We start from the raw sequence: 26,502 nt of genomic DNA, 5'->3' as shown, positions 1-26,502 counted from the left end.
CATATGCACATTTATAATACGCTGACACGCCGCAAAGAACCGTTTACCCCGCTGGTGGCGGGTAAAGTCAGCATGTATGTCTGCGGCATGACGGTGTATGACTACTGCCACCTTGGCCACGCGCGGGTCATGGTGGCCTTCGATGTGATAACCCGCTACCTGCGTTATCGCGGTTATGATGTTACTTATGTCCGTAACATCACCGACATTGACGATAAAATTCTCAAGCGTGCCGAAGAGAATAACGAATCGATTAGCACACTCACCGAGCGCATGATTCAGGCAATGCACGAAGACGAAGCACGTCTTGGTGTATTGCCCCCAAGCCATGAGCCTCGGGCGACAGGTCATATTGATGACATTGTTGCCATGATTGAGACGCTGATTAAGAAAGACTTTGCTTATGCTGCTGCCAATGGGGATGTGTATTACCGGGTACGCAAGTTCGCTGATTACGGCAAGCTAAATAATCGTCAACTTGATGATATGCGTTCTGGTGCTCGGGTTGAGGTTGATGTTCATAAAGAGGACCCGCTTGATTTTGTGCTTTGGAAAGCCGCTAAACCGGGCGAAGCACACTGGCACTCTCCTTGGGGCAATGGCCGCCCAGGATGGCACATTGAGTGCTCAGCAATGTCGACGTGCTGCTTAGGCGACACCTTCGATATTCATGGTGGTGGTCCTGACCTTACGTTTCCTCATCATGAAAACGAAATTGCCCAATCAGAGGCGGCGACTGGTAAAACCTACGTCAACACCTGGATGCATGCCGGGGCCGTGCGGGTTAACCAGGAAAAGATGTCAAAATCGTTGGGTAACTTTTTTACCATCCGCGATGTGCTGGCAGAGCATGATCCGGAAGTCGTGCGTTTCTTGCTAGTGGCTAGCCACTACCGTAGCCCAATTAACTACTCGGTAGACTCTCTCCATGAGGCTCGCAAATCGCTGACGCGCTTTTACACAGCATTAGAGGGTGTGGAAGTGTCATCTAGCGGTGACGGTGATGAGGCAGGCTATGCTGAGCGTTTCACCACGGCGATGGATGACGACTTCAATTCGCCTGAGGCGTTAGCGGTATTATTCGATCTGGCGCGGGATCTCAATCGCGCTAAGAGCGAGTCGCCAGAAAAAGCGCAGCGTTTAGCATCGGAATTAACACGTCTAGCGGGTGTGCTAGGGCTTTTGCAGCAAGATCCTCAGACTTTTTTGAAAGGTAATCAGCAGCAGGTAGCGCTGAGTGAGACTGAGATTGAGGCCAAAATAGCACAGCGTAAAGAAGCAAAAGCCAATAAAGATTTTGCTCAGGCAGATGCTATTCGAGATGAACTAGCGAGTTTGGGTATTATCCTGAAGGATTCCCGTGAGGGAACAACCTGGGTGATTGAAGCGCCTTAAGCGTTATCGATGTTGAGCGTGATGACAGTGAGGGCATTGAATAGAAACGTTGTAGATGTCAGGCGCCGTTGATATGGCGTCTGACGTCAATGTCGTTGGCTCTTATACTGAGATGATACCTTCAAGACGCTAAATAATAGGATGACCACTATGCGCTTTACTCTAAAACCGACCATCGTCGCTTGCTTATCAGCCATTACTTTTTCGACTGCTTACGCCAGCGACCCTGTTGTCGTGTCCTCCAAAATCGACACAGAAGGGTCCGTGCTGGGTGAGCTGATTATTCAAACGCTAGAGCGTGGCGGTGTGCCTACAGAAGATCGCCTACAGCTAGGTGGCACCAGCGTTGTGCGTAGTGCGCTTGAAGCGGGAGAAATCGACCTTTATCCCGAATATACCGGTAACGGCGCTTTTTTCTTTGATATGACTGACAGCCCTGTCTGGAATAGTGCAGAGGATGCCTACCAGACTGTTAAAGAGCGCGATGCGGCGCAGGGGCTAATATGGCTGAAGCCTGCTAGCGCTAATAACACCTGGGCCATGAGTATTCGTGAAGACGTGGCTACGGCCAACGGCTTAACGACCCTTGATGACCTTGCCGACTATGTTAACCAAGGCGGCGAGTTTAAATTCGCAGCGAGTGCAGAATTTGTAGAGTCCGCTCAGGCATTGCCTGCATTCCAGGATGCTTATGGGTTCGAACTTAGCGATGATCAACTGCTTGTGCTGTCCGGTGGTAATACGGCAGCTACTATGCGAGCCGCAGCCCAACAAACAAGCGGTGTTAATGGTGCCATGACCTATGGCACCGATGGTGGCTTAAGTGCGCTGGGGCTGGTTGTTTTAGAAGATATTAAGGGGGTTCAGCCGGTATATCAGCCGTCGCCAGTGGTGCGTGCCGAAGTGCTGGATGCCTACCCTGAAATTGAGACGCTACTCAACGACGTATTTGCAACCCTTGACCTTGTGACGTTGCAAACGCTCAACGCAGATGTCGCGGTGAATGGTTTCTCGCCTGATCAAGTCGCAAGCGACTATCTTGATAGCCTGGATGACTAATGAATGTCGCAGATAGACGCTTTGCCATCGCCATCCAGTCAATATGGGCATTTAAACTCAGTACTGATATGTTTAAGTGCCGCTATGTTAGGAGCCTCTTGGCTACTGGGTCTTGTTAGCGTCGCGCCTAATAGAATTGTAGCGGGTACATCTTATGGCTTAGTAGCTGCGATTGGTTGGCCCGGTGCGCTGCTTGTTTCCTTGCTATTTATCGCTATGGGCGGCTTGGCTATTAAGCCAAGCCGTCTTCATAGCTATGCTCAACTGTGTATCGTTACCCTGACACTCTTATTGATGCCATTCGGGCTTATGGTAGCAGGCCACTGGCTGATTGATCCCACTCTGCCGCAAGCGCGTTTAGGTATTGGTGCTGCCTATTGGGTCGTGCTTTTTTTACTTTTATTGTGCCTAGTGGAAGTGCGTTTACGTTTGGGGTTGTCGCGCTTATGGACCACCCTATTGCTCAGCAGCGTGGGGGGAGCGTGGCTGCTTTGTGCCGCCTTATGGCTTGAAAATTTAGCCCTTGTTCAGGAGTTTCAAGCGCGCGACCAGCAATTTTATCGTGCCATGCTGCAACATGTGGTACTGGTCGGCATAGCGGTGAGCGTTAGTATCGTAGTTGGTTTAGTGCTCGCTATGCTAATGCGACGTTACCAACGTCTACAACGAATAGCGTTTGCATGGCTGAACTTCCTGCAAACGATTCCGAGCTTGGCTCTGTTTGGGCTACTGCTGGCTCCGCTTGCTTGGCTAGCTGCTAACGTACCTGTTTTAGCCCAGTTGGGGGTTAGCGGTATCGGCGCCACCCCCGCATTGATGGCGCTCATTGCCTATAGCCTGTTACCCATGGTGCGCAATACTTATATTGCGCTTGATGAAGTCGACCCTGAAACCTTAGATGCTGCTAAGGCGATGGGTATGCGTCCGTATCAGCGCTTCTGGCAGGTAAGATTTCCTTTGGCGCTGCCAATACTATTAGAAGGCGTGCGAATCACCGCTGTTCAAGCGATTGGATTAACGGCCGTTGCTGCGTTGATTGGGGCAGGTGGGCTTGGCACGTTTATTTTTCAGGGGTTAGGCCAAGCGGCTATGGACATGGTGCTACTTGGCGCGCTCCCTATTTTGGTCTTGGCACTAATTGTAGATGCTAGTTTGGGGGCATTAGCCGACGCGCTTCGCCCCGGAGGACATAAATGATAGAGCTTTCCCATGTGTCGAAGCACTTTGGCGAAGACACAGCGGTTGACGACATATCCTTACACGTCGCGAAAGGAAAGTTCTGTGCGCTGGTAGGATCATCAGGCTGCGGAAAATCGACGACGCTACGTATGATAAATCGTTTGATTGAGCATAGTAGCGGCGACATTATCATCGACGGACAGGCAATAGGCCACTATGACCCGGTTAAGCTTCGCCGCCGTATCGGCTATGCGATCCAGAGTACGGGCCTGTTTCCCCATTGGACGGTAGCGCACAACATTGGGCTGGTGCCACGTTTGTTAAAATGGCCTGCCGCTGATGTTAAAGCACGCGTCGAAGAGTTAATGCGCCTGTTAGGCCTTCCCACGGAAGAGTTTGCCCATAAGTATCCTCACCAGCTCTCTGGCGGCCAGGCGCAGCGGGTAGGCGTTGCGCGCGCATTGGCGGCAGATCCTGATATTTTGCTGATGGATGAGCCTTTTGGAGCGCTAGACCCTATTACTCGAGAAAAGCTTCAAGACGAGCTGGCAAAGCTTCAGGCGCGGCTGCATAAAACCGTGGTGTTCGTGACTCACGATATGGATGAAGCGCTCAAACTGGCAGATCATTTAGTCGTTATGCGCGAAGGGCGTATTGTTCAGCAGGGGTCACCGCTAGCGCTGCTTCAAACCCCCGCCGATCCGTTTGTTGAGTCGCTATTGGGAGGGTTGGAGCGTGGTTTAAAGCAGGCTGCCTTAACACGCGTCAAAGATCACATGTCATCGCTTGGGCAGACACTGCCTGCCCAGTCGCGTATTCCGGGGGAGTTTTCACTGCGCCAAGCGCTTTCAATGATGCTGCGTGACCACTGCGATAGGCTGACGGTTGTCGACCAGCATGATATGCCGATTGGTGAGTTATCGCTGCGCAAAGTGGTGAAAGAGGCCCAGTTAGACAAGGTGAGTCACCGTGACGGGTGATCGTAACCGTGGTGAATCATCGATTACAGTCGGCCCGCGCTGGCTATGGCCTATTGGTTGGGCACTCTTGCTGCTGATAGGGGTATTGGGTATCCCGGCGTTAGAGCCTGTATTTCGTTGGCTGGAGCCCGACGCCCGTCAGGTGATTTATGCCCGCGCTGATTTTGCTTCTCTGCTGGCAAGGCACGTGTTCGTTGTTGGAGTAGCGGCTGTCGTCACGATAAGCGTAGGAGTATTGGCCGGCATTGCAGTCACTCGGCAGTGGGGGAGAGACTTCTTACCCCTTGCCGGGCAGTTGGCTTCACTGGGTCAGACATTTCCTCCTGTGGCAGTGCTTGCCCTGGCGGTTCCTGTATTGGGTTTTGGAACATTGCCGATTATCGTGGCGCTAATGCTCTATGGCTTATTACCGATTGTGCGAAACACGCTTGCTGGGCTCCAGGATGTAGATGCGAGTCTTAAACAGGCGGCGTTTGCCATGGGGATGACCCCTTGGCAGGTATTAACTCGCGTTGAGCTTCCATTAGCCACACCAGTAATTCTGGCCGGTATCCGAACATCGGTAACCATTAATATTGCCACAGCGGCTATAGGGGCGACGGTAGGCGCCAGTAACTTAGGTGACCCGATCATCGCAGGTATCGTGAATGGCAATATGGCGTATGTTTTACAAGGTGCGCTGTTGATCGCGTTACTCGCGTTGACCGTCGATAGTCTATTTGATGCGTTGCAACAACAGCTGCGCACTCGTCTATCTGCGTCTTAAGTTGTATCCCTAAAAGTAGCAGACTGCGTTACTGTCCTTGTGTTGCGTTGATCGAGGTGACACTAACCTCGACAAGCTTGACCTATGCTAGATAAATCCACTGGCAAAAACGGTCAACACCAACAACACTGCCCTCAAAAGGGGTAATACAAGGATAATAAGCATGACAAACTACGTACATCAGCCGCTCTTTATGACCGGCGACGAATTCTCAATGGCTACCTTCAGCCTGCTCGACCCAGAGGGCGAGCTTTACGAAGGGGCGAGAGAGCCAGACCTACCGCGTGATCATGCCAGACGGCTCTATCAAGCCATGCTGGCCACCCGTATCCTAGATGAGCGCATGATGGCTGCCCAACGCCAGGGGCGGCTTAGTTTCTATATGCAAAGCACGGGTGAAGAGGCCGCCGTTGTTGGTGCTGCTGCTGCACTAGACGATGCCGATATGATCATGGCGCAATACCGCGAGCAAGGCGCATTAATGTACCGCGGGTTCTCCATTGACGAGTTTATGAATCAGCTGTTTGGCAACGAGCTTGACTACGGTAAAGGCCGCCAAATGCCGATTCATTATGGATCACGCAAGCTGCACTACATGACCATTTCTTCTCCGCTTGCAACGCAAATCCCCCAGGCGACAGGCTACGCATACGGTCAGAAATTAGCGGGTGATGGGCATTGCACCTTAACGTTCTTCGGTGAGGGTGCTGCATCAGAAGGTGATTTCCACGCCGCGCTGAATATGGCATCAGTCCATCAAGTACCGGTGATTTTTTTCTGCCGCAACAATGGCTATGCCATTTCGACGCCATCAACCGAGCAGTTTGCAGCGGATGGCATTGCCCCAAGGGCGTTTGGCTATCATATGCATGTGATACGCGTTGACGGGAACGATGCACTGGCAGTTTATGAAGCGACACGCCAAGCGCGTCAGATTGCTGTTGAACAAAACAAGCCCGTGCTGATTGAAGCCATGTCTTACCGTCTTGCTGCTCACTCCTCTTCGGATGACCCTTCCGGCTATCGTGCCAAAAGTGAAGAAGAAGCGTGGCGGTTAAAAGACCCCATACTGCGCATGCAGAAATGGCTGTTGAAAAAAGGCTGGTGGAGCGAGGAGGAGGAAACCAGCCAGCAGGAAACGTTGCGCCGCGAAGTTCTAGATACCATGAAACGGGCAGAAAAGCGTTCACCCCCACCGCTGGAGTCGCTGATTACTGATGTCTATGCCGACATAACCCCTGAGCTACAGCGTCAATTTGACCAGCTTAAGCGCCATATTCGCCGCTATCCAGAGGCCTACCCGCGTGGAGCGCGGTCGCTAGACCTTGAGGTGAATACGTCCACAGATTCCCAGGGGGAGGCATAACATGCCCACAATGAACATGCTCCAGGCGATCAACAATGCGCTTGATATCGCCATGGCTGAAGATGACAAAGTTATCTGTTTTGGTGAAGATGTTGGCGTTTTTGGCGGCGTATTCCGTGCTACCAGCCATTTACAGGAAAAGTATGGTAAATCGCGCTGCTTTAACACGCCGTTGGTAGAACAAGGCATCATTGGTTTTGCCAATGGGCTGGCTGCTCAAGGCTCAGTGCCCGTTGCTGAAATACAGTTTGCCGACTACATCTTTCCCGCCTTTGACCAAATCGTTAATGAGTCTGCGAAATTCCGCTACCGTTCGGGGGATTTGTTCAATGTGGGTGGATTAACCATCCGCACGCCCTATGGCGGTGGTATCGCGGGGGGGCTCTATCATTCGCAGTCACCAGAAGCTTACTTTACACATACGCCCGGTTTAAAAGTCGTTGTGCCGCGCAATCCCTACCAAGCAAAAGGGCTACTGCTCGCTTCCATTCGCGATCCAGATCCGGTGCTTTTTTTAGAACCCAAGCGTCTCTATCGTGCATCGGTGGGTGAGGTGCCCCAAGAGGATTATCAGCTTCCTATTGGTGAAGCGGAGGTCATTAAAGAGGGGACTGATATAACGCTGGTGGGCTGGGGCGCACAAATGGAAGTCATCGGCAAAGCCGTTGAGCTTGCTGAAGAGCAGGGCATTGCCTGTGAAGTGATTGATTTGCGCACGTTGCTGCCATGGGACGCGGATACTGTCGTTGAGTCTGTTCTAAAAACAGGACGTTTGATCGTCAGCCATGAAGCGCCGTTAACAGGTGGCTTTGCGGGTGAAATCGCCGCGACGATCCAAGAGCGCTGTTTTCTCTATCTTGAATCGCCGATTACTCGGGTAACGGGGCTAGATACGCCTTTCCCGCTAGTGCTGGAAAAAGAGTACTTGCCCGACCATCTGAAAATTTTTGAAGCGATTCGCGAAAGCGTTAACTTTTAGCGCCAGGGAGAAAAATAATGAGCGATTTCATGCTGCCGGATATCGGCGAAGGCATTGTTGAATGTGAAGTGGTGGAGTGGCGCGTTGCAGAGGGTGATCGGATTGAGGAAGATCAGCCAATTGTCGAGGTGATGACCGATAAAGCGCTAGTGGAAATTACTGCTCCCGAAGCAGGCGTGGTCACCAAACTTTATGTTGCCCAAGGAAAAATTGCCAAAGTACACGCACCGCTTTATGCCTACCAAGCAGAAAATGACACCCAAGAAGCCGGCGCGACGGAACAGGCTAACGAGCCTCAATCACCTGTAGCTGACGCTGACAGTGGCTCAGCCAAGGCAGTTGAGCAAGCCGCTGTGGCATCCAGTACCTGCAGCCTTAGTACGAGCAGCGGCAAAATACCTGCTAGCCCAGCCGTGCGACGTCTCGTTCGTGAACATCAACTTGAGTTAACTGCCATTGCTGGCAGTGGTAAAGATGGCCGGGTATTAAAAGAAGACGTGCTGGCGCACCTGAATCAACCTTCTGCTGCCCCTAGCCAAACACCATCGCAAGTCAACCAAGGAACACAGTTGCCTCGCGTCGAACCGCTTCGCGGTGTGCGCGCGGTGATGGCGAAAAGAATGGTTGAGGCAGCCAGCTCCATCCCGCATTTTCACTATGGTGAAGAGATCGATGTGACCGATCTGCTGGCGCTGCGCGAGCGTCTAAAGCCACGGGTAGAGGCGCTTGGTGAGCGGTTAACACTTATGCCCTTTTTCATGAAAGCTATGGCACTGGCGGTTACTGAGGCGCCGATCATCAATGCCCAACTAAACGCGGAAGCCAACGAGCTGCACTACTACGAACAGTGCAATATCGGCATGGCGGTGGATAGCAAAGCCGGTTTGCTGGTGCCCAATGTGAAAGGTGTTGAGCGTTTAACGCTGCTAGACATTGCTCGTGAAGTGGGGCGTTTAACCATTGCAGCCCGAGAAGGGCGTGTCGATCAGGCTGATCTCAAAGGTGGCACCATTAGTATTTCTAACATTGGTGCGTTGGGCGGAACCTATGCCGCGCCGATTATCAATGCGCCGGAAGCGGCGATAGTGGCGATTGGTAAAACCCAATGGTTACCGCGCTTCGATGAGCAAGGAGAAGTTCAGCGGCGAGCCATTATGACCATCACCTGGGCAGGCGATCACCGCTTTATTGATGGTGGTACTATCGCTAGGTTCTGCAATGCTTGGAAAGGCTATTTGGAAGCGCCTGAAACCATGCTGCTGCACTTGGGCTAAGGTTGCTAGACATTGAATAGCAAGAGGTTAAATAGCCAGAAGTTGGTTAGCAAGGAATGAGAAATGTCTCAGGCACCGCTCCAGCAGTTTTATATACCGGAAGAGCAGTCGGTATATCTACTTAGCCATCATGATGCCCGTAAGCTTAAAGACTGGGTAGCACTGTGTCAGGCACAGCTCGCCCAGCTGGGCTACACGGGGATTGAGCTGGTGGGTAAAGGTGCCTATGGCTTTGTATTTGCGGGCAGCGCGCAACACCAAGATGTGCCTGCCCACTACGTGTTTAAATTCTCACGTATTACGCTACCGACTCATTTACAAGAACGCCTTGAAGAAGAGGCGTTTATGCTTGATCAGGTTTCCCATCCCCGCATACCAAAGCTTGTGGCTTACCAACGCTCCCGAGGCCAGTCAATTCTAGTGATGGAGCGTGCGCCTGGTTGGAACCTTGAACAGGTGTCACTGAAAGAAGGCCGTCTCTCTCCGCGGTTAGTGGTGCGCATTGCCGACCAGTTGGCCGATATTCTTTCCGCATTGCGCCGCGAAACGGGTCCTAATGCACGTCCCGTTGTGCATGGCGACATCAAACCGTCAAATTTGGTATTTGATCCAGATACCGAGTCCATTGCGTTGATTGACTGGGGATCGTCCGTATTTGCCCAGTTAGACGAAAAGCTCCAATTTGTCGGGGCAAACGTGATGGAATTAATGTCCGACAATCTGCAGCAAACCAACGCCCGGCTGGGCGATGTCTACTTTATTGGTGAAGAGCAGCTAAATGGAGCGCTATCATCGCCTCGTTTTGATGAGCAAGGGGCCGCAGGCACGCTATATGCATTAGCTTCTGCGCAATCCTGCCGCTTTGGTCATCGTGCCATTCCCGCTAGCTCGCTGGGGCTACCCTTGGAGTTTGCCCGCACCTTGGACGGTATGTTGGATCCCGACCCCCACATACGCCATAAAGCAGGGGATCACTATTTACAGGCGATGTCCCGCATGGCCAAAGTGGTGATGTTAGATCTACCCACGCCAATACAAACACCGCTAGTGCCTGTCTGGGGCCGTGCGGCGCACCAAGAGATTGATACGGTCGTTTACAGCTCCCGGAAGGCGTTTCTGCGCGAAGCGAACGCGGAAGAAACACTTAATGATGTCAATGATGTGCAGTTAGACCGCTATTACAAGCAATTTATGCAGGGCATGGGGGAAACCGAAAAGGCGTTTTTGGCCTCGGTGAGTCGCTTAGGAAGATACCCGGTTGTCGGTGGTTTAGCAGTACGCTGGGAGCGAGAGGGCGTCTATATCGACTCCTCACTTAACCTGCATGATCCCGCATTAAAGCCAGCGTTTATTCAAGCCGTCAACAATATGGTGCACTTGGCGCGAGCCATCCATCGCCAAGGGGTGTTTAAAAGCTGCTTGTTTAATGCACGCCAAACGCTGCATTTAGAGCGCGCGAGTGCGGAAGAGCCTTTTCATTGTGATCCTGGCACCACGATTGACTACGAGCTGAGCGCGGTGCCAGAAATGGAAGACCTCACTCGCCAGCATAGCTACTTTGAAGACGGCCCTGATCCAGAAGAGCTACTTGTCCTACCGGACACCATTATGCACATACTGCAACGGCTGAATGAGATTCATCACACCGGCATGATTATCTTTGAGTCACTACCAAAGCATCTTAAAATTCATAGCTATTATCGGCTTCTGGACCCTAGCCGGGAGGCCGAGTTTCGGGCTTTGCTGGCGCAGATGTTGGCGTCTGTAAGCCAGATCGAGGGGTTAGGCGTGTCCGGCTTTATGAAAATGCCTTACAAAGACACGCGATTTTTTACCCATTTAGAGTGCCAGCCTGAACATTTTTATCCTAAAGACCCGCGTGATTTTTTAAGAAAGACGCCGTCAATCGGCGGTTCTCAGACTGCTTGATTGCGCCGCAACCCATGCTGAAAGCTGCTCCGCTAGCGCATCGCTAGCCGCGCCAAACGCATTCACGACGTCCGGAATCTCTGGACTATCCGCGCGGGTGCGGATAACAAAACTAGTCGCAGCCAGTGGTTTTCGGTGTTGTGTATTCACAAGCTGGACATCTAATTGAAGATGAATACTGGGTGGGGAAGTGTCGTACTCACTTTGGAAATGGCGCAGTTCGCTCAGTAGCAGTATATCGTGAGGCAATCGGTCGCTACTTACGCCAGTGAATAGCTGGCGCTGCTGCAGATCAGAAATTAAGCGCGCTTGAAGCATTTCTGGGGCGTCCTCATGCCAGCGTACCCCCTCATAGACATTGACTACATTGCCTTCTGGGTATACCACAATACGATTGCTGTTCAGCAAGTGGCCTGCCCCCGGGGTAGCAATGCCTAGTCTTACGGGGAGGGTGGCAGCCGTGTGTTCAGACTGCGTGGCAGACGATGGCAGCCGATAGAGCGTTGCGGGATTACTTTCGGGCAGTATTGAACAACCGGCGCTTAATACAAGCGCCGCTAATGTGACGATGCTAAACGTAGAGCGCAAGCTCATGGACGAAACTCCTCTACCTGATCCCGGCCCAGGAAAAAGTCTGCGGGACTCTCTTCAAGCTGGCGAGTAATACGATCAAGATTAGTTAGTGTAGAACGTAGGGCTGAAAGTGCGGGAGCAATGTCTTGTGCCCCCTGCAGCGTACTATCGACAGCACCGGCATTGTCGTTAACGAGCTGTTCAATTCGTTGTGCGGCGCTGGCCACATCACGACTGGCGCTTTCAGCGCTTCGCATCATTTGCTGACCATCTTGTCGCAATAGCTGTGTCGCCTCGAGGCTAAGCGTATCGATGCTTTCAAGGGTCGCTGTGGCTTGGCGTGATACTTCGCCGAACAGTGCCATATTTTGATCAAGCGCTGCTTGTTGTGAGGCGATCATCTCTGTGATCTGCGCAATACTCGTCAAAATAGTGCCGGCTTGTTCACGATTGCCGTCATTAAATAGTTCATTAACGTTTATCAGAATAGAATTAATGTTTTGAATCATTGTTTCGCCTTCATCAAATAGCGTGGCAATCGGTGAAGGGTCTGCGTTGATAAACGGTGCCATACTGTCCGTTTGGTTTACTAGGCGGGGGCTTTCTGGGGTGCCTCCATACAGCTGAACCGACATGCTGCCGGTAATGCTGGCAAAGGCTAACTTTGCTCGAGTATCTGTTTTGACGGGGGTGTCTTCATAGACTCGCACACTAGCAATAACTTGGCGTGGGTCGTCAGGGTTCAGTGTCAGCTCGGTAACATCGCCAACTTCAATGCCGTTGTACTGCACCTTACTGCCAATTGATAAACCACTAACACTGCGCTCAAACAGAATCCGGTAGGGTTGATAGTTACGCTCTCCAGCGGCATAGCTCATCCATAGCGCAAACAGCAGTGCTGCGACGGCGGTTCCCAGTGTGAACAAACCTATCAAAACGTGATGCGCGCGGGTTTCCATGTGCAGTCACTCCTGGACGTTTGCGTTATTTGAAAAGGCGGTATGAGCACGCTGAGCGGCTCGACCACGCGGGCCGTGAAAGTAGTCTTGAATCCATTCATCGTCGGTATCTGCCACTTTATCGATGGTATCCACCACCAGCACACGTTTCTGTGAGAGTACCGCGACCCGATCGCAGGCAGCGTAGAGCGTATCCAGGTCATGGGTAACCAGAAATACGCTGAATCCCAGCGCATCGCGAAGGGTGACCAGCAACTGATCGAAGGCTGCTGCACCAATAGGGTCAAGCCCTGCCGTGGGCTCGTCAAGAAACAGGATGTCAGGATCAAGCGCTAAGGCACGGGCAAGGGCGGCGCGCTTGACCATGCCGCCAGACAGCGACTCAGGAAACTGCAGCGCGGCCTGTGGCGGAAGCCCGACCAACGATAACTTGACCCTGGCAAGATGCTCGGCGTCTTCACGGGGTAGCCTGGCATGTTCAATTAGCGGTAGGGCAATATTCTCTTGCAGGTTCAACGAGCTGAACAGCGCACCGCGCTGAAACAGCACGCCAAAGCGTCGCTCTATTTGACTGCGCTGAGCCTCGTTAAGCTCGTTAAGCGTTGTGCCTAGGACTTCAATCATGCCGTCATTGGGGCGCTTCAAACCGACGATGCTGCGTAACAGCACTGATTTGCCGGTACCAGAACCACCTACAACGCCGAGGATTTCCCCGCGTTCAAGGGTCAGATCTAAATTTTCGTGCACCACATGAGTACCAAAGCGGTTCACCAAGCCTCGAACCTTAATGACCGGTAAGTCGTTTTGCTCTGTCGGTTTATCTGAATTGATCACCAGCCCATCTCCATAAAGAATAGCGCGGCGACGGCATCAATTAGAATCACCATAAAAATCGATTGAACGACACTTGAGGTGGTGTGTTCTCCCACCGACTGCGCGCTACCGCTGACCTTAAAGCCTTCCAGGCAGCCGATCACGGCGATCACGAAGGCAAACACCGGGGCTTTGCTTAGTCCTACCAAAAAGTGTGTCACCGATACATCTTTTTGCAGCGTGGCCATAAACTGGGTAAGTGAAATATCCAGTGACAGAGAGGTGACCATGGCGCCGCCCGCTAAGCCGCTGAGCATACCTACAAAGGCGAGCATGGGCAGGCTAATTAACATCGCCATTACCCGTGGGAGCACCAAAAGCTCGATAGGATCAAGCCCCTGAGCCTGCAGGGCATCTATCTCTTCATTGGATTTCATGGCGCCAATTTGGGCAGTAAAGGCACTGGCGGTTCGTCCCGCGAGTAGGATCGCAGCAAGTAGAACGCCGAACTCTCTCAAAAATGAGAACGCCACAAGATCGATGGTATAAATTGTGGCGCCAAAATCCTGCAAAACGGTAGCGCCAAGGAAAGCCACCACGGCGCCTACCATAAAGGTGAGTAGCGCGACGATGGGGACGGCATTAAGACCACTCTGCTGGATATGGGCCACGGTGGCCGTTAAGCGCCAGTGGCGTGGCCGCAATGTTAGATGGAAGAGGGTGGCCACGACGAGACCAATAAAGGCCAAAAGCTGGCGCTGCTGGGACCAAAGTCCCACCATGTGTTGACCCACGCTGGCAAGCGCTTGGCTAATGCGCGAATAGGAAGGAGGATCAACGTCCAGCGGCGCTTCCATGGCTTCGGCAATACGCACCAGCAACGCCTGCTGCTCTTTCGGCAGTTCTGCTGCCCAATCCGCCACCGCCTGCGCTTTCTCAACGCCAATCAACTCCGCAATGAGTATGGCGCCAGCGGTATCAAGGCGAGTTATTGCGTCTAGTGAAACCGTCGCATCTGTTGGCTTGCCAGGCTCAGTTTGAGTTTCACTTTGCTGAAGCGCCGCTTTGATAAGGCGATAATTGGCAAGCGTCCACTCGCCTTTAAGGGTTACTGTTTGATCATCACGCGCTATCCACTCGCTTGGCATCCCCACTCCTTTGCGCTCTTGGTATTGATACGCTTGTTTAGAAGTCTATGATGCATTCAAACAAATCTTAGTTAAAGCTGCTTCGTTAAGCTTATAAAAATAATGCTTATGAAAATTCACGCCATGCAGCATAAGTGCTAAGAAAAACGCGCCCAGTCAGAGCTTCTAAAAAATCACTCTTTTTGAGCTGATCCATAACGGGGCCCTTCACCTCTGACAGGTGAAGTTTTACATCGGAGTCTTTTAAACGGGCGTTGATGGCATCCAGGCTCTCGAGTGCTGATGCATCAATTAAATTAACGGCGGAACAGATCAGAACGACGTGCTCCAGCTCAGGATAGCTGGCAACTAAATTATAAACGGTATCCTCAAGGTAACGGGCATTCGCAAAATAGAGGCTTTCGTCGATTCGCAGTAGCGCCACATTACTGACGGTTTCAACATCGTGGCGTTCGGTATTGCGGAAATGCTCGGTGTCCGGAACCCGGCCCACCAGCGCGCTATGGGGGCGGCTGGTGCGATACAAAAATAACGCGATAGAGAGACTCACGCCACCGATGATGCCTGCTTCGATACCTTCAATTAGGGTTAGCAGAATGGTGACGGCCATCGCAGCGAAATCGCTGCGAGAATAGCGCCACGTTTGGCGCAACATGGGGATATCGACCAGGGTTAAAATAGACACAGTAATTGTCGCGGCCAACGTAGCAATCGGCAGGTAGTAGAGCCAGCCAGTAAACGCCATCGTTACCAAGGCTATTCCCAGGGCTGCAAAGGCTCCGGCCGCGGGTGTTTGTGCCCCAGCATCATAGTTGATGACCGTGCGCGAAAGGCCACCGGTGACCGGCATGCCGCTGGTAAACCCAGCGGCTAGATTAGCGGCACCTAAGCCAATCAGTTCCTGGTTAGGAGAGATACGTTGGCGCCGTTTCGCTGCCAACATTTGCCCCATGGAAACAGACTCGACAAACCCCACCAAACTAATCAGTAACGCCGGAATAAACAGGGCGCGCCATAGTGACGTATCTCCCCAGAGAAAGCTTAGCGCAGGTAGCCCACTGGGAATAGCGCCGACAATGGCAACGCCTTGGTCAGCCAACTGCCAATGCCAAGTAGCCAGCGTGGTAATAACCACCGCAAAGACAGGACCCGCCTTGGTGATTAACTCGGCGAGCGCTCTAGGCAAACCAATAGCACTAAGGCTCTGCTTACCAAAACGCCGCATCATAACGAGAAACAACAGCGTGCCAGCACCGATTACAAGCGTATAGGGGTTTAAGGTGGGGAGATTAGGCAAGAGCGTTACCACACGCTCTACCAGCGTAAAGCCACTGCTGGAGATACCCATTAGGCTTCCCAGTTGACTGACGGCAATCAGAATGCCCGATGCGGTTAAAAAGCCCGAGATAACCGGATGGCTTAAAAAATTGCTAAAAAAGCCCATTTTAAGGGCACCCATTGCCACCAATATGCCGCCAGAAAGTAATGAAAGTACCAGTGCAGCTTGCAAATAGTCGGGGCTGCCGGGCGTTGCAACAGAGGAGAGTGCAGCGCCCGTCATTAATGCAATGATGGCCACCGGCCCTACGGCCAGGGTGCGGCTGGTGCCTAAAAAGGTATATAGAAGTTGCGGCAAAATACTGGCATATAGGCCCACTACCGCAGGCAGGCCAGCAAGTAGGGCATAGGCTAATGACTGCGGAATCACCATCACGGTTACGATGAGTCCCGCTAATATATCGGCACCTAGCAGGCGCTTATGGTAGTGGGGCAGCCATGTAAGAATAGGAAAATAGCGCTTTAACATAAGCTCCTGGCGTCAGCTTTGTTTTTTAAACCCCAACCACTGGTGAGTCCGTCAGTTTAACGTGTTGTGTGGGCAATGATGGCCTTTGCTTTCAAACAAAAGCATGTTCTGACCCGAAAGTGCTACTTCATTCATTAGCATAACCCGTTAAGCTGACTGAAAAGTGGCTAATCGCTCCTTCTTTATTGATTGACTGCTCAATAACGTCAAATAAAAAAGAGTACCCCACATGCGACTACTTTGGCTATTAGTGCCCTTGGCAGTGCTAGGTGTTTCTGTTTGGATGATGACTGAATCTGGTGCTTTTCCCTATGTCGCGCTGCTGTTGGCAACGGGGGCTGGTGCAGGTTTAATGCTCGTAACGATTACGTCGGTTTACTCAGCTGATCAAGCGCGTTTGACAAAACCCATTCACGGTTTCAAGCCCATTCGCGACTATGGTGCGCTTCGCGCGATGGCCTATCGGTTGATGAACCGAGCAAGTAGCACTGCTATCGCCTCGGCAGAAGTTTCTCATTACGCTGATCTTATGGCGCAACGCCTTACTAAGCAGGAAGCCATGGCCAGTGACGCGTCATCGAGTATGAACGCTATTAATGCTGCCATTATGCAAGTGAGTGCCAGTGCTACCCATGTCGCTTCGCTTGCCGAGAGCGCTCGTCAGGCAAGTCATCATAATCATGATGAGCTGGCTGATATTATTGGCGATATGAGTGATGTTTCCGAGCGCTCTGATCAGGCGCTGGAAATGCTATCGGCGCTAAACGACAAAATTGAGCGCGTCCGCAATGTGACGTCGATGATTGAGGGAATAGCAGAACAAACGCACCTGCTATCACTCAATGCTTCTATTGAGGCAGCTCGAGCGGGAGAGCATGGACGAGGATTTGCGGTTGTCGCGGGCGAAGTGCGCAACCTAGCACTGAAGACGTCAACGGCGACACAAAGCGTCGATGAGCTTGTTAAAGATATGCACCAGAGTGGCCAAAGTGTTGTTGGTACCATGGGAGTGCTGATGAACCGTATCAGAGAGCGTTCCCAAGGGATGCAGCAGGTGGGCGGTAGTCTTGCCACTATCACAGAACAGTTCGATCAAGTTGAGCAGGAAATCACCAGCGTCGCAGAAGCAATGGAAAGCACTAAAGTCCATAGCCAAACAGTTGCTGATAGCTTACGTCAGCTTGAAGACGATGTAGATGAGGGCAATCGCGATATGCGCGATTTAGCTCAGCAAGCTCGGGCGTTAATGGAAGCTGCAGAAGGCGTTGATGGCGAGCTGGCGCAGCAGCGTTTACAGGGGCGTCATCAGCATGTGTTTAGTGTTGCTCGTCAAGCGGCGAACCGTATTGGTAAATTGTTTGAAAAGGCCATTGCCTCCGGTGAGTTATCAGAAGCGTCGCTGTTCCAGCCTGATTACAGGGTCATGCCAGGGACACAGCCACCGCTTTACCACACAGGCTTTGATGCATTCACGGACTTACAGTTACCCAGCTTGCAAGAACCGTTGCTTACTGAGCACGGGTTGAGTTACGCCATTGCATGTGACCGCAACGGCTATGTGCCTACCCATAACTCAGCCGTTAGCCGCGAGCCCATCGGTGATTACGATCACGATCTCAAGTATTGCCGCAGCAAACGCATTTTTGATGATCCGACGGGCAGTCGTTGCGGCGCCCATGAGAAACCGTTGCTGCTACAAACCTATAAGCGTGACACTGGCGAAATCATGCACGATCTTTCGGTTCCCATTTACATTAATGGTAAGCACTGGGGAGGCTTTCGCGTGGGCTACCAGCCTGAAAAGACAAATGACACCAGTGCAGTGGTGATTGAAAAACCAGTGGAAGAACTAGCCTCAGGTAGCCACCTTCTGGCGCGGACGTGATTGCCAAGAGGACCAGGAATATAGCGCTAAGCTCGCCCAGATCATCACAAAGGTCGCTAACTGGATGAGCCCTAGAGGCTCGCCAAAGATAATGATTGCAATCAAAAACTGAATGCTGGGATTGATATACATCAGAAACCCTAGCGTTGCCAGCCGTAAGCGTCGTGCAGCTCCAGCAAAGGCCATCAAGGGCAGGGCAGTTAATACGCCGCTAATTATTAGCAGGGTGCTCATCGGCACATTATGGATAAAGTGAGACTCCCCCTGCCAACTGAGCCAAGTGAGCGCTATCAGTGCTAGTGGGAATAGCAACAGCGTCTCTACAAACAGGCCTGAAAGCCCATCAAGAGGCACTTGCTTGCGAAATAATCCGTAGCTACCAAAGCTGAGTGCTAGCAACAGGCTGATCCAGGGCAGTTCACCCAGCATCACGAACTGGATTGCAATCGCTAAACTTGCCAAACCAAGAGCAACCAGCTGGAGGCGAGCCATTACTTCGCGTAGCACTAGCACGCCCAAGGCAATGTTTACCAAAGGCGTTAGAAAGTAGCCTAAACTGGCTTGTAACACCTGCTTGCTTTCAACAGCATAGATATAGAGACCCCAATTAAAGGCAATCAGTAACGCGCAAGCGAGTACGCGCCCCAAGCGCTTGGGCTCAACAAGTGCGCTAACCACTGGCGTCCATCGGCGCAGTATGCTGATTAACCCGACCAGGAAAAGGCACGACCACAAAATCCGATGTATCAGGATTTCAAATGCGGGAATGCCATCAAACAGAGCGAAAAATAGTGGGAAGCAGCCCCACATAGTGTAGGCCGTTAAGCCGAACATAACGCCCTTGACCGCTTCAGGGTCCCTTGATGCGGGTGGAAACATAGCAGCCTCATTAATTAAAAATGCTAATCTAGCACATAATTGACGAACACACTGATGCAAAGGAGACATGGCATGAGTCAACTGAAAACGAGCTTAGTGCAGTGCGATTTGCGCTGGGAAGATCCTCAGGCCAACCATGCGCATCTTGAGCGGCTATTAGGCGAATTAGATAGCCGCGATACCGATTTAATTGTGTTGCCAGAGATGTTTGCGACTGGCTTCACCATGAACTCACGGGAAATGGCCCAGCCCATGAACTCGAGTCAGAGCGTTGCCTGGTTACAGACGCAGGCCAAGGCGAGAGGCTGTGTAATGACCGGCAGCGTGGCAATTGTCGATGAAGGGCAATACTTCAACCGTATGGTATGGGCTACCCCCAGCGGCGACTTGCAGTACTACGATAAGCGCCATTTATTTCGTATGGCCGGAGAGCATGAACGCTATGGTATGGGCAACAGCCGGAAAATAGTGGAACTGAAAGGTTTCAGGCTGCTATTGAGCGTATGCTATGACCTGAGGTTTCCCGTTTGGATGCGCCAGCAGCCAGCAGGGGGCGAACATTTCGAGTATGATGCCGCGCTGTGTGTGGCGAACTGGCCTGCACCCCGGCGTCACCCATGGCGCACGCTTTTACAAGCGCGTGCAGTTGAAAACTTAGTTTACGTAGTGGGTGTCAACCGCGTCGGTGAAGATGCCAAAGGACTCGCCTATAGCGGCGATTCCATGCTGGTCGATTTCAAAGGGGAACCGCTGATCGACCACCCTGCAAACTCTCCGTTTATTGAAACGGGGACGCTAAATAAAACGGACCTAGATGCTTTTCGAGAAAAATTTCCTGCCTGGCAAGATGCCGACCGCTTTTCGCTTCTGCCAGGAGTGGGTCAATAATGCGCCTTGATCGCTTTTTGAGTGAAACAACCCCGTTGACGCGCAGCCTAGCAAAGCGTGTGTTGAAAAATGGCGAGGTGACCCTGAATGGCGAGCCCATCAAGCAGTCGGCGACCCAAGTTGACACCCAGAACGACGAAGTAAAGCTCAACGGTGAGACGCTAGCGCTGGTTGGGTTGCGTTACCTGATGATGCATAAGCCGCTGGAAGTAGAGTGCACTGCACGCCGTGGGCTCTACCCAAGGGTGATTGACCTCATTGATCTACCCAAAGTAGAGCGACTGCAGCCGGTAGGGCGGTTGGATGTAGATACCACCGGCTTGTTATTGCTCACTGATGATGGCCAATGGTCCCATCGTGTCACCTCGCCGCGCCATCGCTGTGCCAAGGTATACATTGCAGAGTTGGCAGAGCCTATGGAAGGTAGCGCCGCTGAGTGGGCAATTAACCAAGTAGAGGAAGGACTTCTACTGGATGGTGAAGAAACGCCAACGCAACCTGCTGTGTTGAGGTTTATTACTCCTCAGCAAGCGGAATTGACCATTACAGAAGGGCGCTATCACCAAGTGAAGCGTATGTTTGCAGCCCTAGGTAATCACGTCAATGCGCTTCATCGCCGTTCGATTGGTGATGTGGTCTTGCCAGATGACCTAGCACCTGGTGAATGGCGGGAGCTAACGCCTGAAGAAATTGCCAGCTTCTAAATACACTTAGCGTCACTGCTAGTGGATAAAACGCCCCGGTCAGCACACCCGTGCCAAGGCCGGGGCGTTTTTATTATGAGTAATTAATTTTTATACCGTTATCTTGTTTCTGCGTTCATGCATAACCAACTTGAAAAATTGCCGAGATAACCGTTTATGTTAACCAGGTAGCTAGTGCAAGTGGGCAGCTTCTATCAACGCTTTGGTATAGGGATGCTGCGGCGCGGCGAGCACTTCCAGGCAATCCCCTTGTTCAATCACGTCGCCATCTTTTAGCACCATAATGCGGTGGGCCATAGCACGAACCACGGCGAGATCGTGGCTGATAAACAGGTAGCTTAGTTGGCGGCGTGCCTGAAGTTCGCGCAGCAGCGTGACCAGCTGTTTTTGTACTGTTCGATCTAACGCTGAGGTTGGTTCGTCCAGTACCAGTAGCTCAGGTTCTAGGATAATTGCCCGTGCCACCGCTATGCGCTGGCGCTGTCCCCCCGAAAACTCATGAGGGTAACGGGCAGCACAGCTTTCCGGCAGACCCACTTCTCGCAGCGTACGATGCACGCGTTCGGTGACTTCTGCATTGGTCAAGTTAGGGTAATGAAACTGCAGGCCTTCACTGACAATATCAAATACCGGCATGCGCGGAGAAAGCGCTCCGTAAGGATCTTGAAACACCATTTGTAGCCGATGGCGCTGGCGTCGAAGCGTGTCGCCAGAGAGCTGACTCAACGTGGCATTGCCCAGTATCACCTCACCTTGGCTAGCGACTAATCGCATAACCGCTGACGCCAGCGTCGTTTTTCCAGAGCCTGATTCGCCGACAATGCCCAGCGTTTCGCCAGGAGCGATGGTTAGGTCGGTGGCTTTCAGGGCTTCAAAAGCGGGTGGCTGGCGCTGAAAAAGTCCTGTCCTCGGGCGCTTGAAACTCACGCTAAGCTGGCGTGTGGTCAAAAGCGGCGTGGTATCGGCAGGCTCAGCAGGCCGGCCTTCTGGTTCGGCGGCAATGAGGGCTTTGGTGTAGTCGCTTTGGGGATTATTAAATACATCGGCAACGCTACCGGTTTCCTGGATTTTCCCTTGATACATGACACATATCCGGTCTGCATGGCGGCGTACCAAATTTAAGTCGTGACTGATAAACAGCACACCCATACCGTGATGATCGCGGAGTTCTTTCAGCAGGGCTAAAATCTCTTGCTGAACGGTCACATCGAGCGCCGTCGTTGGCTCATCCGCAATCAACAGTGCCGGATTATTGGCAATGGCCATGGCGATCATTACCCGCTGGCGCTGACCGCCAGAAAGCTGATGTGGCCAGGCGTCAAGCAGTTCGTCAGGACGCGGTAGTTTGACTTGTTCTAACAGTGCCTTGGCCCGTGTACGTGCAGCCTGCCCGCTAAGGCCCTGGTGTAAACGAAGGGTTTCGCCTATTTGCTTGCCAATGCGGTGAAGCGGGTTGAGCGACGTCATCGGCTCTTGGAAAATAAATCCCACCTGATTACCGCGTATATCATTCCAATCACGTTTGCCTAGTTGATTAAGATCGGTCTCTTCTAACCAGCGCTGACCACTTACCTTAGCGTTGTCAGGCAGTAAATTAATCGCGCCCAGGGCAGAGACCGACTTGCCCGAGCCAGATTCCCCCACGATAGCGAGCGTTTCGCCCGCATTGACAGTGAGAGAGAGGGAATCGACAACGACATTGCCATCGAAGGAAACACAAAACTCGCTTAAGCGCAGTAGTGGTTGGGCATTGTTTGCGTGACTAGGCATGCTTGGTTTCCTGGGCGGGTGGCTGTTGCTGCTTCACATGTCGTGGGTCGAAGGCATCGCGAAGCCCTTCACCAATAAACACCAGTAGTGAGAGCATAATGGCAAGCGTCATAAACGCGGTGATGCCAAGCCATGGAGCATGTAGGTTGTTTTTGCCCTGTGCCGCTAGTTCGCCAAGTGAAGGTGCGCCGGGTGGCAGGCCAAAGCCTAAAAAGTCCAGCGCGGTGAGCGTGCCAATGGCACCAGTGAACAGGAAGGGGATAAACGTCAGCGTGGCTACCATCGCGTTAGGTAGCACGTGGCGCCACATAATCAGCCGAGAAGGGAGTCCCATGGCCTTGGCTGCACGCACGTACTCAAGATTGCGTGCACGCAAAAACTCGGCGCGTACGATATCAACCAGTCCCAGCCACGAAAACAACAGCATGATGCCCAGTAACCACCAGAAACCGGGCTGCACAAAACTGGCCAATATAATCAGCAGAAATAGCACCGGTAATCCAGACCAGATTTCTGTGATGCGCTGTCCGATGAGGTCTACTTTGCCGCCAAAATAACCCTGCACACCGCCCGCCACCACGCCCAGGACCAAGGAGCCTGCGGTGAGCGCCAGAGCAAAGGCAACCGATAGTCGAAACCCGTAAATGACTCGCGCTAATACATCACGCCCTTGATCATCGGTACCCAGCCAATGGCGCCTATCTGGTGGTGCAGGCGAAGGTCGTGTCATCAGCATATCGAGGGTTTGGTAGGAGTAGGGAATAATCGGCCATAGCGCCCAACCGTGGTCGCTAATTTGCTGTTGGACAAAGGGGTCTAAGTAGTCGGTACGGGTGGGTAAGAAACCACCGAATTCGGTTTCCGGATAATCGACCAGTAGCGGTATATACCACTGTCCGTCATATTTCATTACGAGAGGTTTGTCGTTGGCGATGAGTTCAGCAAATAGGCTGACAATAAACAAAACACCAAAGAGCCACAGCGATGCTCGGGCGCGGCGATTGGCTTTAAATGCTGCTAGGCGACGCAGCGTAATCGGCGAAAGACGCGAGCTGATAAATATCATGTTTATGACTCCCTCGACGCAAAATCAATGCGTGGGTCTACCCACACATAGGTCAAGTCGGATACTAGCTTTAGCAGCAGCCCGATTACCGTATACAGAAATAGCGTTCCGAAAATAACGGGGTAGTCTCGCTGCATGACTGCCTCAAAGCCTAATAAGCCGAGGCCATCCAAGGAGAAAATTACCTCGATGAGCAGTGCGCCGGTAAAGAAAATGCCAATCATTGCAGAGGGCAACCCAGCAATGATGATCAGCATGGCGTTACGGAAAACATGGCCATACAAAATACGCTGCTCGTCGGCACCTTTGGCCCGAGCTGTCAGTACGTACTGCTTATGAATTTCATCCAAAAAGCTGTTTTTGGTCAGCATGGTGAGGGTGGCAAAACTGCCAATCGCGGCAGCCAGTACCGGCAGGGTGATATGCCAAAAGTAGTCTTTAATTTTGCCCCAGGCGGATAGCTCAGAGAAATCGGGTGATGTTAAGCCGCGTAGAGGAAACCAATCCAGGTAAGTGCCACCAGCAAACACGACAATAAGAAGAATGGCGAACAAAAAGCCTGGGATGGCATAGCCTACGATCACTAAACCTGAGGTCCAGACATCAAAGCGAGATCCGTGCCGTAACGCTTTGCTGATGCCTAAAGGAATAGAAATGAGATAGACCAGCAGTGTTGTCCATAAGCCTAATGAAATAGACACGGGTAAGCGCTCGATCATCAGTTCAATAACCGGTCGATCACGAAAAAAGCTGGTGCCGAAATCGAAGGTGAGATAATCCACCATCATGCCGATAAACCGTTCATGAGCGGGTTTATCAAAGCCAAATTGCTGCTCTAACTGCTCAATAAAGCGTGGATCGATTCCACGTGCCCCCCTAGAGTCATCATTAATTTGAACATCGGCCCCCCCCATATCCAGGCGTGTGCTTGCCATGGCGTCGGCCCCCTCAAAGCGGGCCAACATTTGGTCAATGGGGCCCCCAGGGGCAGCCTGAACAATCATGAAGTTAAGCAGCATGATGCCGAACAGGGTCGGGATCATCAGTAGCAGTCGGCGTAAGGTATAACGTGCCACAGCGCGCTCCATGAGTAATTGGGGGCCAAAAGTTATTGCCGGTAAGCTGTTCGAATGAATCTATGTTGGCTAAATCAGCGGCGTCGATGACGGCGTTGTAGTTCTGCTTCTCGATCGGTGTTTACCCACCAAGCGTCTAAATCCATGGCATAAGCTGGAAACGGTTCTGGGTAGCCAAATTTATCCCACACAGCAATCCGCGTTTCGCCTGAATGATAGTGAGGGATGACATAAAAGCCCCAACGCAGCACGCGATCAAGCGCTTGTGTAATGATATCTAGCGTTTCACGGTCATCAGCACGAATCAGCTGCTCCACTAGCGCATCGACAGCTGGGTGGGCAAGGGCCATGCGATTGCGACTTTGTGGTGCCTCTGCGGCAGCACTGGTCCAAAAATCGCGTTGTTCATTGCCAGGATTGTTAGACTGGGGGAAGTGGCTGATGACCATGTCGTAATCGTAGCTGCGAACTCGATTAAGGTATTGATTGATATCGACAATGCGTAGCGACGTTTGAACCCCAAGACGTGCCATATTGCGTAGCATGGGTTGCACAACACGCTCCAGGCCCGAGTCGTAGAGCAGTACTTCCAAGGTAAGCGGTCGGCCTGTTTCACCGTGCACCAACACACCATCTTCTACGCGGTAGCCAGCGTCGCGCAGCAGATCAAGCGCAAGCCGCAGGCGTTCACGCAGCTCTGTGGGGTGTTCAATGGGCAGCGGGTCAGTGAACAGTCGTTCTGAATGATGGGAGTCCATCAACGCCTCACGAAAAGGTTCGAGTAGCGCAAGTTCTTCTTCTGATGGCGTTCCAGTAGCTTCCATTTCGGAATTTTGAAAAAAGCTTTCCGTGCGCCGATAGGTGCCATAGAAAATATTAGTGTTGAGCCAGGGGAAATCAAACGTGAGGCTCAGTGCTTCTCGAACCCTTGGGTCCTGAAACTTTTCTTCGCGTAAGTTGAAGACAAACGCCTGCATCATGGAGGGGTTAACATCAGGCACGGTAATCCGCTTAATTAAGCCGTCTTGGTAGGCAGGAAAATTATCATAGCCAATCGCCCAAGTGGCAGCACGTGCATCAGTCCTGAAGTCGGTAAGGCCTGCTTTGAAGGCTTCCCAGGCAATATCGCGGTCGCGGTAGTACTCATAAACAACACGGTCGATGTTGTAACGACCCACATTGACGGGCAAGTTCTTACCCCAATAGTTGTCATCTCGTTGATAGACAATTCGCCGCCCAGGGTCTACCTCGCTAATGCGATAGGGACCTGACCCAGTGTGTGCATCCAGGGTCGGAGAGGTAAAGTCGCGGGGTTCCCAGTAGTGACGAGGCAAGATGGGTAACTGGGCCACAATCAGTGGCAGCTCGCGTGACTCAGTGTCATTAAATTCAAAGCGCACTTGATGATCGTTTAAGGCGATAACGCGTTCGACACCGGCGTAATAGCTGCTGTAGAAGGGGTTGCCTTGTTCACGCAGCAGGTTCAGTGAGAACACCACATCATAGGCCGTTACCGGCTCCCCATCCTGAAAGCGAGCCCCTGGGCGCAAATCGAACTCTATCCACCGACGTTCCGGATCCAGGCGGACGCCTTCTGCCAGCAGTCCGTACAAACTGAAGGGCTCGCCAGGATTGCTGGCCATCAGCGAGTCATAAATTTTAGAAATACCGGTAACAGGCGTGCCACGAATAATAAACGGGTTGGTAGAGTCGAAACTGCCCCCCACGGCAGTATGGGTAATCGTTCCGCCCTTGGGGGCGGACGGATTAACATGGGGGAAGTAGGCAAAATCGGGAGGTAGCTCTGGGCTATTGTAGAGAGATAGCCCGTGCACGGTCTCAACGGGGGTAGAGGTGTTGTTTTCGACGTCGTTTTCAGAAGCCAACAGCGACAGGCTCAACAGCAAGCCGCTGGTTAACAAAAGTGCTTTGGTAAACAACATACCGCTTGGCATTGGTAACTTCCTGTAGCAACGAAGGCTTAGAAACCGAGCTTAGAACCTTAGA

The 26,502-nt window shown here is 52.2% G+C and carries 22 protein-coding genes; 12 read left to right on the top strand and 10 right to left on the bottom strand.

The annotated features are described in order from the left end of the window. Positions 1-3: 3 nt before the first annotated feature. The 9 genes from cysS (at position 4) to JFC11_RS13530 (ending at position 10,927) form a co-directional block, all read left to right on the top strand. The gene (gene cysS, locus JFC11_RS13570) at positions 4-1,395 is read left to right on the top strand and encodes a cysteine--tRNA ligase (RefSeq protein WP_038483959.1); all 1,392 of its coding nucleotides are present in this window, start codon (positions 4-6) and stop codon (positions 1,393-1,395) included. A 150-nt stretch (positions 1,396-1,545) separates the two neighbouring features. Then, positions 1,546-2,454 carry a glycine betaine ABC transporter substrate-binding protein OsmF gene (gene osmF, locus JFC11_RS13565; RefSeq protein WP_198349766.1) on the top strand — a complete coding sequence of 303 codons (909 nt, stop codon included), beginning with the start codon at positions 1,546-1,548 and terminating at the stop codon, positions 2,452-2,454. 3 nt (positions 2,455-2,457) lie between these two features. Next, a complete protein-coding gene (locus JFC11_RS13560; RefSeq protein ID WP_198349765.1) occupies positions 2,458-3,651 on the top strand; it encodes an ABC transporter permease in 1,194 nt (397 codons plus the stop codon). Continuing rightward, complete coding sequence (locus JFC11_RS13555; protein WP_198349764.1) at positions 3,648-4,613, top strand: ABC transporter ATP-binding protein; 966 nt, start codon at positions 3,648-3,650, stop codon at positions 4,611-4,613. Before JFC11_RS13560 ends, JFC11_RS13555 begins: the two co-directional genes overlap by 4 nt. Further along, a complete protein-coding gene (locus tag JFC11_RS13550) occupies positions 4,603-5,379 on the top strand; it encodes an ABC transporter permease (protein ID WP_319618588.1) in 777 nt (258 codons plus the stop codon). The genes JFC11_RS13555 and JFC11_RS13550 overlap by 11 nt, the downstream gene beginning before the upstream one ends. Before the next feature lie 163 nt (positions 5,380-5,542). After that, a complete protein-coding gene (locus JFC11_RS13545; protein WP_038483974.1) occupies positions 5,543-6,745 on the top strand; it encodes a thiamine pyrophosphate-dependent dehydrogenase E1 component subunit alpha in 1,203 nt (400 codons plus the stop codon). A 1-nt stretch (position 6,746) separates the two neighbouring features. Further along, entirely contained in the window at positions 6,747-7,724 is a 978-nt protein-coding gene (locus JFC11_RS13540; protein ID WP_120386991.1) for an alpha-ketoacid dehydrogenase subunit beta, read from the top strand. Positions 7,725-7,741: 17 nt separating this feature from the next. Further along, complete coding sequence (locus JFC11_RS13535; protein WP_198349763.1) at positions 7,742-8,998, top strand: 2-oxo acid dehydrogenase subunit E2; 1,257 nt, start codon at positions 7,742-7,744, stop codon at positions 8,996-8,998. A 63-nt stretch (positions 8,999-9,061) separates the two neighbouring features. Continuing rightward, entirely contained in the window at positions 9,062-10,927 is a 1,866-nt protein-coding gene (locus JFC11_RS13530; protein WP_198349762.1) for a protein kinase domain-containing protein, read from the top strand. Here JFC11_RS13530 and JFC11_RS13525 read toward each other — a convergent pair. The 5 genes from JFC11_RS13525 to JFC11_RS13505 form a co-directional block, all read right to left on the bottom strand. Further along, positions 10,901-11,521 carry an ABC-type transport auxiliary lipoprotein family protein gene (locus JFC11_RS13525; protein ID WP_198349761.1) on the bottom strand — a complete coding sequence of 207 codons (621 nt, stop codon included), beginning with the start codon at positions 11,519-11,521 and terminating at the stop codon, positions 10,901-10,903. The two genes, JFC11_RS13530 and JFC11_RS13525, sit on opposite strands and share 27 nt — an antisense overlap. Further along, on the bottom strand, positions 11,518-12,459 hold the full coding sequence (locus JFC11_RS13520) for an MlaD family protein (protein WP_198349760.1): 942 nt from the start codon (positions 12,457-12,459) through the stop codon (positions 11,518-11,520). Before JFC11_RS13520 ends, JFC11_RS13525 begins: the two co-directional genes overlap by 4 nt. 6 nt (positions 12,460-12,465) lie before the next feature. Continuing rightward, positions 12,466-13,290 carry an ABC transporter ATP-binding protein gene (locus tag JFC11_RS13515; protein WP_198349778.1) on the bottom strand — a complete coding sequence of 275 codons (825 nt, stop codon included), beginning with the start codon at positions 13,288-13,290 and terminating at the stop codon, positions 12,466-12,468. Then, positions 13,290-14,420 carry an MlaE family ABC transporter permease gene (locus JFC11_RS13510; RefSeq protein ID WP_038483991.1) on the bottom strand — a complete coding sequence of 377 codons (1,131 nt, stop codon included), beginning with the start codon at positions 14,418-14,420 and terminating at the stop codon, positions 13,290-13,292. The genes JFC11_RS13515 and JFC11_RS13510 overlap by 1 nt, the downstream gene beginning before the upstream one ends. 106 nt (positions 14,421-14,526) lie before the next feature. Beyond that, on the bottom strand, positions 14,527-16,227 hold the full coding sequence (locus tag JFC11_RS13505) for a SulP family inorganic anion transporter (RefSeq protein ID WP_198349759.1): 1,701 nt from the start codon (positions 16,225-16,227) through the stop codon (positions 14,527-14,529). Positions 16,228-16,456: 229 nt separating this feature from the next. Here JFC11_RS13505 and JFC11_RS13500 point away from each other — a divergent pair, with 229 nt between their 5' ends. After that, the gene (locus JFC11_RS13500; RefSeq protein WP_038483998.1) at positions 16,457-18,112 is read left to right on the top strand and encodes a methyl-accepting chemotaxis protein; all 1,656 of its coding nucleotides are present in this window, start codon (positions 16,457-16,459) and stop codon (positions 18,110-18,112) included. Here the strand turns inward: JFC11_RS13500 and rarD are convergent. Continuing rightward, complete coding sequence (gene rarD / locus JFC11_RS13495) at positions 18,083-18,991, bottom strand: EamA family transporter RarD (RefSeq protein ID WP_038484000.1); 909 nt, start codon at positions 18,989-18,991, stop codon at positions 18,083-18,085. The genes JFC11_RS13500 and rarD overlap by 30 nt on opposite strands. Before the next feature lie 72 nt (positions 18,992-19,063). Between rarD and JFC11_RS13490 the strand changes: the two genes are divergently transcribed. After that, complete coding sequence (locus tag JFC11_RS13490; RefSeq protein WP_198349758.1) at positions 19,064-19,879, top strand: amidohydrolase; 816 nt, start codon at positions 19,064-19,066, stop codon at positions 19,877-19,879. Further along, positions 19,879-20,583 carry a pseudouridine synthase gene (locus JFC11_RS13485; RefSeq protein ID WP_198349757.1) on the top strand — a complete coding sequence of 235 codons (705 nt, stop codon included), beginning with the start codon at positions 19,879-19,881 and terminating at the stop codon, positions 20,581-20,583. The genes JFC11_RS13490 and JFC11_RS13485 overlap by 1 nt, the downstream gene beginning before the upstream one ends. Positions 20,584-20,754: 171 nt before the next feature. On the opposite strand, the gene JFC11_RS13480 is transcribed toward JFC11_RS13485, so the two are convergent. The 4 genes from JFC11_RS13480 to JFC11_RS13465 all read right to left on the bottom strand — a co-directional run bounded on the left by JFC11_RS13480 (position 20,755) and on the right by JFC11_RS13465 (position 26,450). Next, positions 20,755-22,353 (bottom strand): ABC transporter ATP-binding protein, encoded by a 1,599-nt coding sequence (locus JFC11_RS13480; protein WP_198349756.1) that lies wholly within the window; start codon positions 22,351-22,353, stop codon positions 20,755-20,757. Continuing rightward, complete coding sequence (locus JFC11_RS13475) at positions 22,346-23,419, bottom strand: ABC transporter permease (RefSeq protein WP_198349755.1); 1,074 nt, start codon at positions 23,417-23,419, stop codon at positions 22,346-22,348. Before JFC11_RS13475 ends, JFC11_RS13480 begins: the two co-directional genes overlap by 8 nt. 2 nt (positions 23,420-23,421) lie before the next feature. Further along, positions 23,422-24,495 (bottom strand): microcin C ABC transporter permease YejB, encoded by a 1,074-nt coding sequence (locus tag JFC11_RS13470; protein WP_083003971.1) that lies wholly within the window; start codon positions 24,493-24,495, stop codon positions 23,422-23,424. A gap of 74 nt (positions 24,496-24,569) precedes the next feature. Further along, on the bottom strand, positions 24,570-26,450 hold the full coding sequence (locus JFC11_RS13465; RefSeq protein WP_198349754.1) for an extracellular solute-binding protein: 1,881 nt from the start codon (positions 26,448-26,450) through the stop codon (positions 24,570-24,572). Between the last annotated feature and the right edge of the window lie 52 nt (positions 26,451-26,502).

This window comes from Vreelandella alkaliphila (assembly GCF_016107625.1).
GTDB classification, from domain to species: Bacteria; Pseudomonadota; Gammaproteobacteria; order Pseudomonadales; family Halomonadaceae; genus Vreelandella; species Vreelandella alkaliphila.
Note: the sequence above shows the minus strand (reverse complement) of the source record. Positions and strands in the feature narration are given on the sequence as shown.

What these genes read in the sequence shown, in the direction of transcription:
- JFC11_RS13490 (WP_198349758.1), top strand. Translation starts at nt 19,064, where the DNA reads ATGAGTCAACTGAAAACGAGCTTAGTGCAGTGCGATTTGCGCTGGGAA.
- JFC11_RS13530 (WP_198349762.1), top strand. Translation starts at nt 9,062, where the DNA reads ATGTCTCAGGCACCGCTCCAGCAGTTTTATATACCGGAAGAGCAGTCG.
- cysS (WP_038483959.1), top strand. Translation starts at nt 4, where the DNA reads ATGCACATTTATAATACGCTGACACGCCGCAAAGAACCGTTTACCCCG.
- JFC11_RS13535 (WP_198349763.1), top strand. Translation starts at nt 7,742, where the DNA reads ATGAGCGATTTCATGCTGCCGGATATCGGCGAAGGCATTGTTGAATGT.
- JFC11_RS13475 (WP_198349755.1), bottom strand. Translation starts at nt 23,419, where the DNA reads ATGATATTTATCAGCTCGCGTCTTTCGCCGATTACGCTGCGTCGCCTA.
- JFC11_RS13465 (WP_198349754.1), bottom strand. Translation starts at nt 26,450, where the DNA reads ATGCCAAGCGGTATGTTGTTTACCAAAGCACTTTTGTTAACCAGCGGC.
- JFC11_RS13520 (WP_198349760.1), bottom strand. Translation starts at nt 12,459, where the DNA reads ATGGAAACCCGCGCGCATCACGTTTTGATAGGTTTGTTCACACTGGGA.
- JFC11_RS13480 (WP_198349756.1), bottom strand. Translation starts at nt 22,353, where the DNA reads ATGCCTAGTCACGCAAACAATGCCCAACCACTACTGCGCTTAAGCGAG.
- JFC11_RS13555 (WP_198349764.1), top strand. Translation starts at nt 3,648, where the DNA reads ATGATAGAGCTTTCCCATGTGTCGAAGCACTTTGGCGAAGACACAGCG.
- JFC11_RS13485 (WP_198349757.1), top strand. Translation starts at nt 19,879, where the DNA reads ATGCGCCTTGATCGCTTTTTGAGTGAAACAACCCCGTTGACGCGCAGC.
- JFC11_RS13505 (WP_198349759.1), bottom strand. Translation starts at nt 16,227, where the DNA reads ATGTTAAAGCGCTATTTTCCTATTCTTACATGGCTGCCCCACTACCAT.
- JFC11_RS13545 (WP_038483974.1), top strand. Translation starts at nt 5,543, where the DNA reads ATGACAAACTACGTACATCAGCCGCTCTTTATGACCGGCGACGAATTC.
- osmF (WP_198349766.1), top strand. Translation starts at nt 1,546, where the DNA reads ATGCGCTTTACTCTAAAACCGACCATCGTCGCTTGCTTATCAGCCATT.
- JFC11_RS13500 (WP_038483998.1), top strand. Translation starts at nt 16,457, where the DNA reads ATGCGACTACTTTGGCTATTAGTGCCCTTGGCAGTGCTAGGTGTTTCT.
- JFC11_RS13540 (WP_120386991.1), top strand. Translation starts at nt 6,747, where the DNA reads ATGCCCACAATGAACATGCTCCAGGCGATCAACAATGCGCTTGATATC.
- JFC11_RS13510 (WP_038483991.1), bottom strand. Translation starts at nt 14,420, where the DNA reads ATGCCAAGCGAGTGGATAGCGCGTGATGATCAAACAGTAACCCTTAAA.
- JFC11_RS13560 (WP_198349765.1), top strand. Translation starts at nt 2,458, where the DNA reads ATGTCGCAGATAGACGCTTTGCCATCGCCATCCAGTCAATATGGGCAT.
- rarD (WP_038484000.1), bottom strand. Translation starts at nt 18,991, where the DNA reads ATGTTTCCACCCGCATCAAGGGACCCTGAAGCGGTCAAGGGCGTTATG.
- JFC11_RS13525 (WP_198349761.1), bottom strand. Translation starts at nt 11,521, where the DNA reads ATGAGCTTGCGCTCTACGTTTAGCATCGTCACATTAGCGGCGCTTGTA.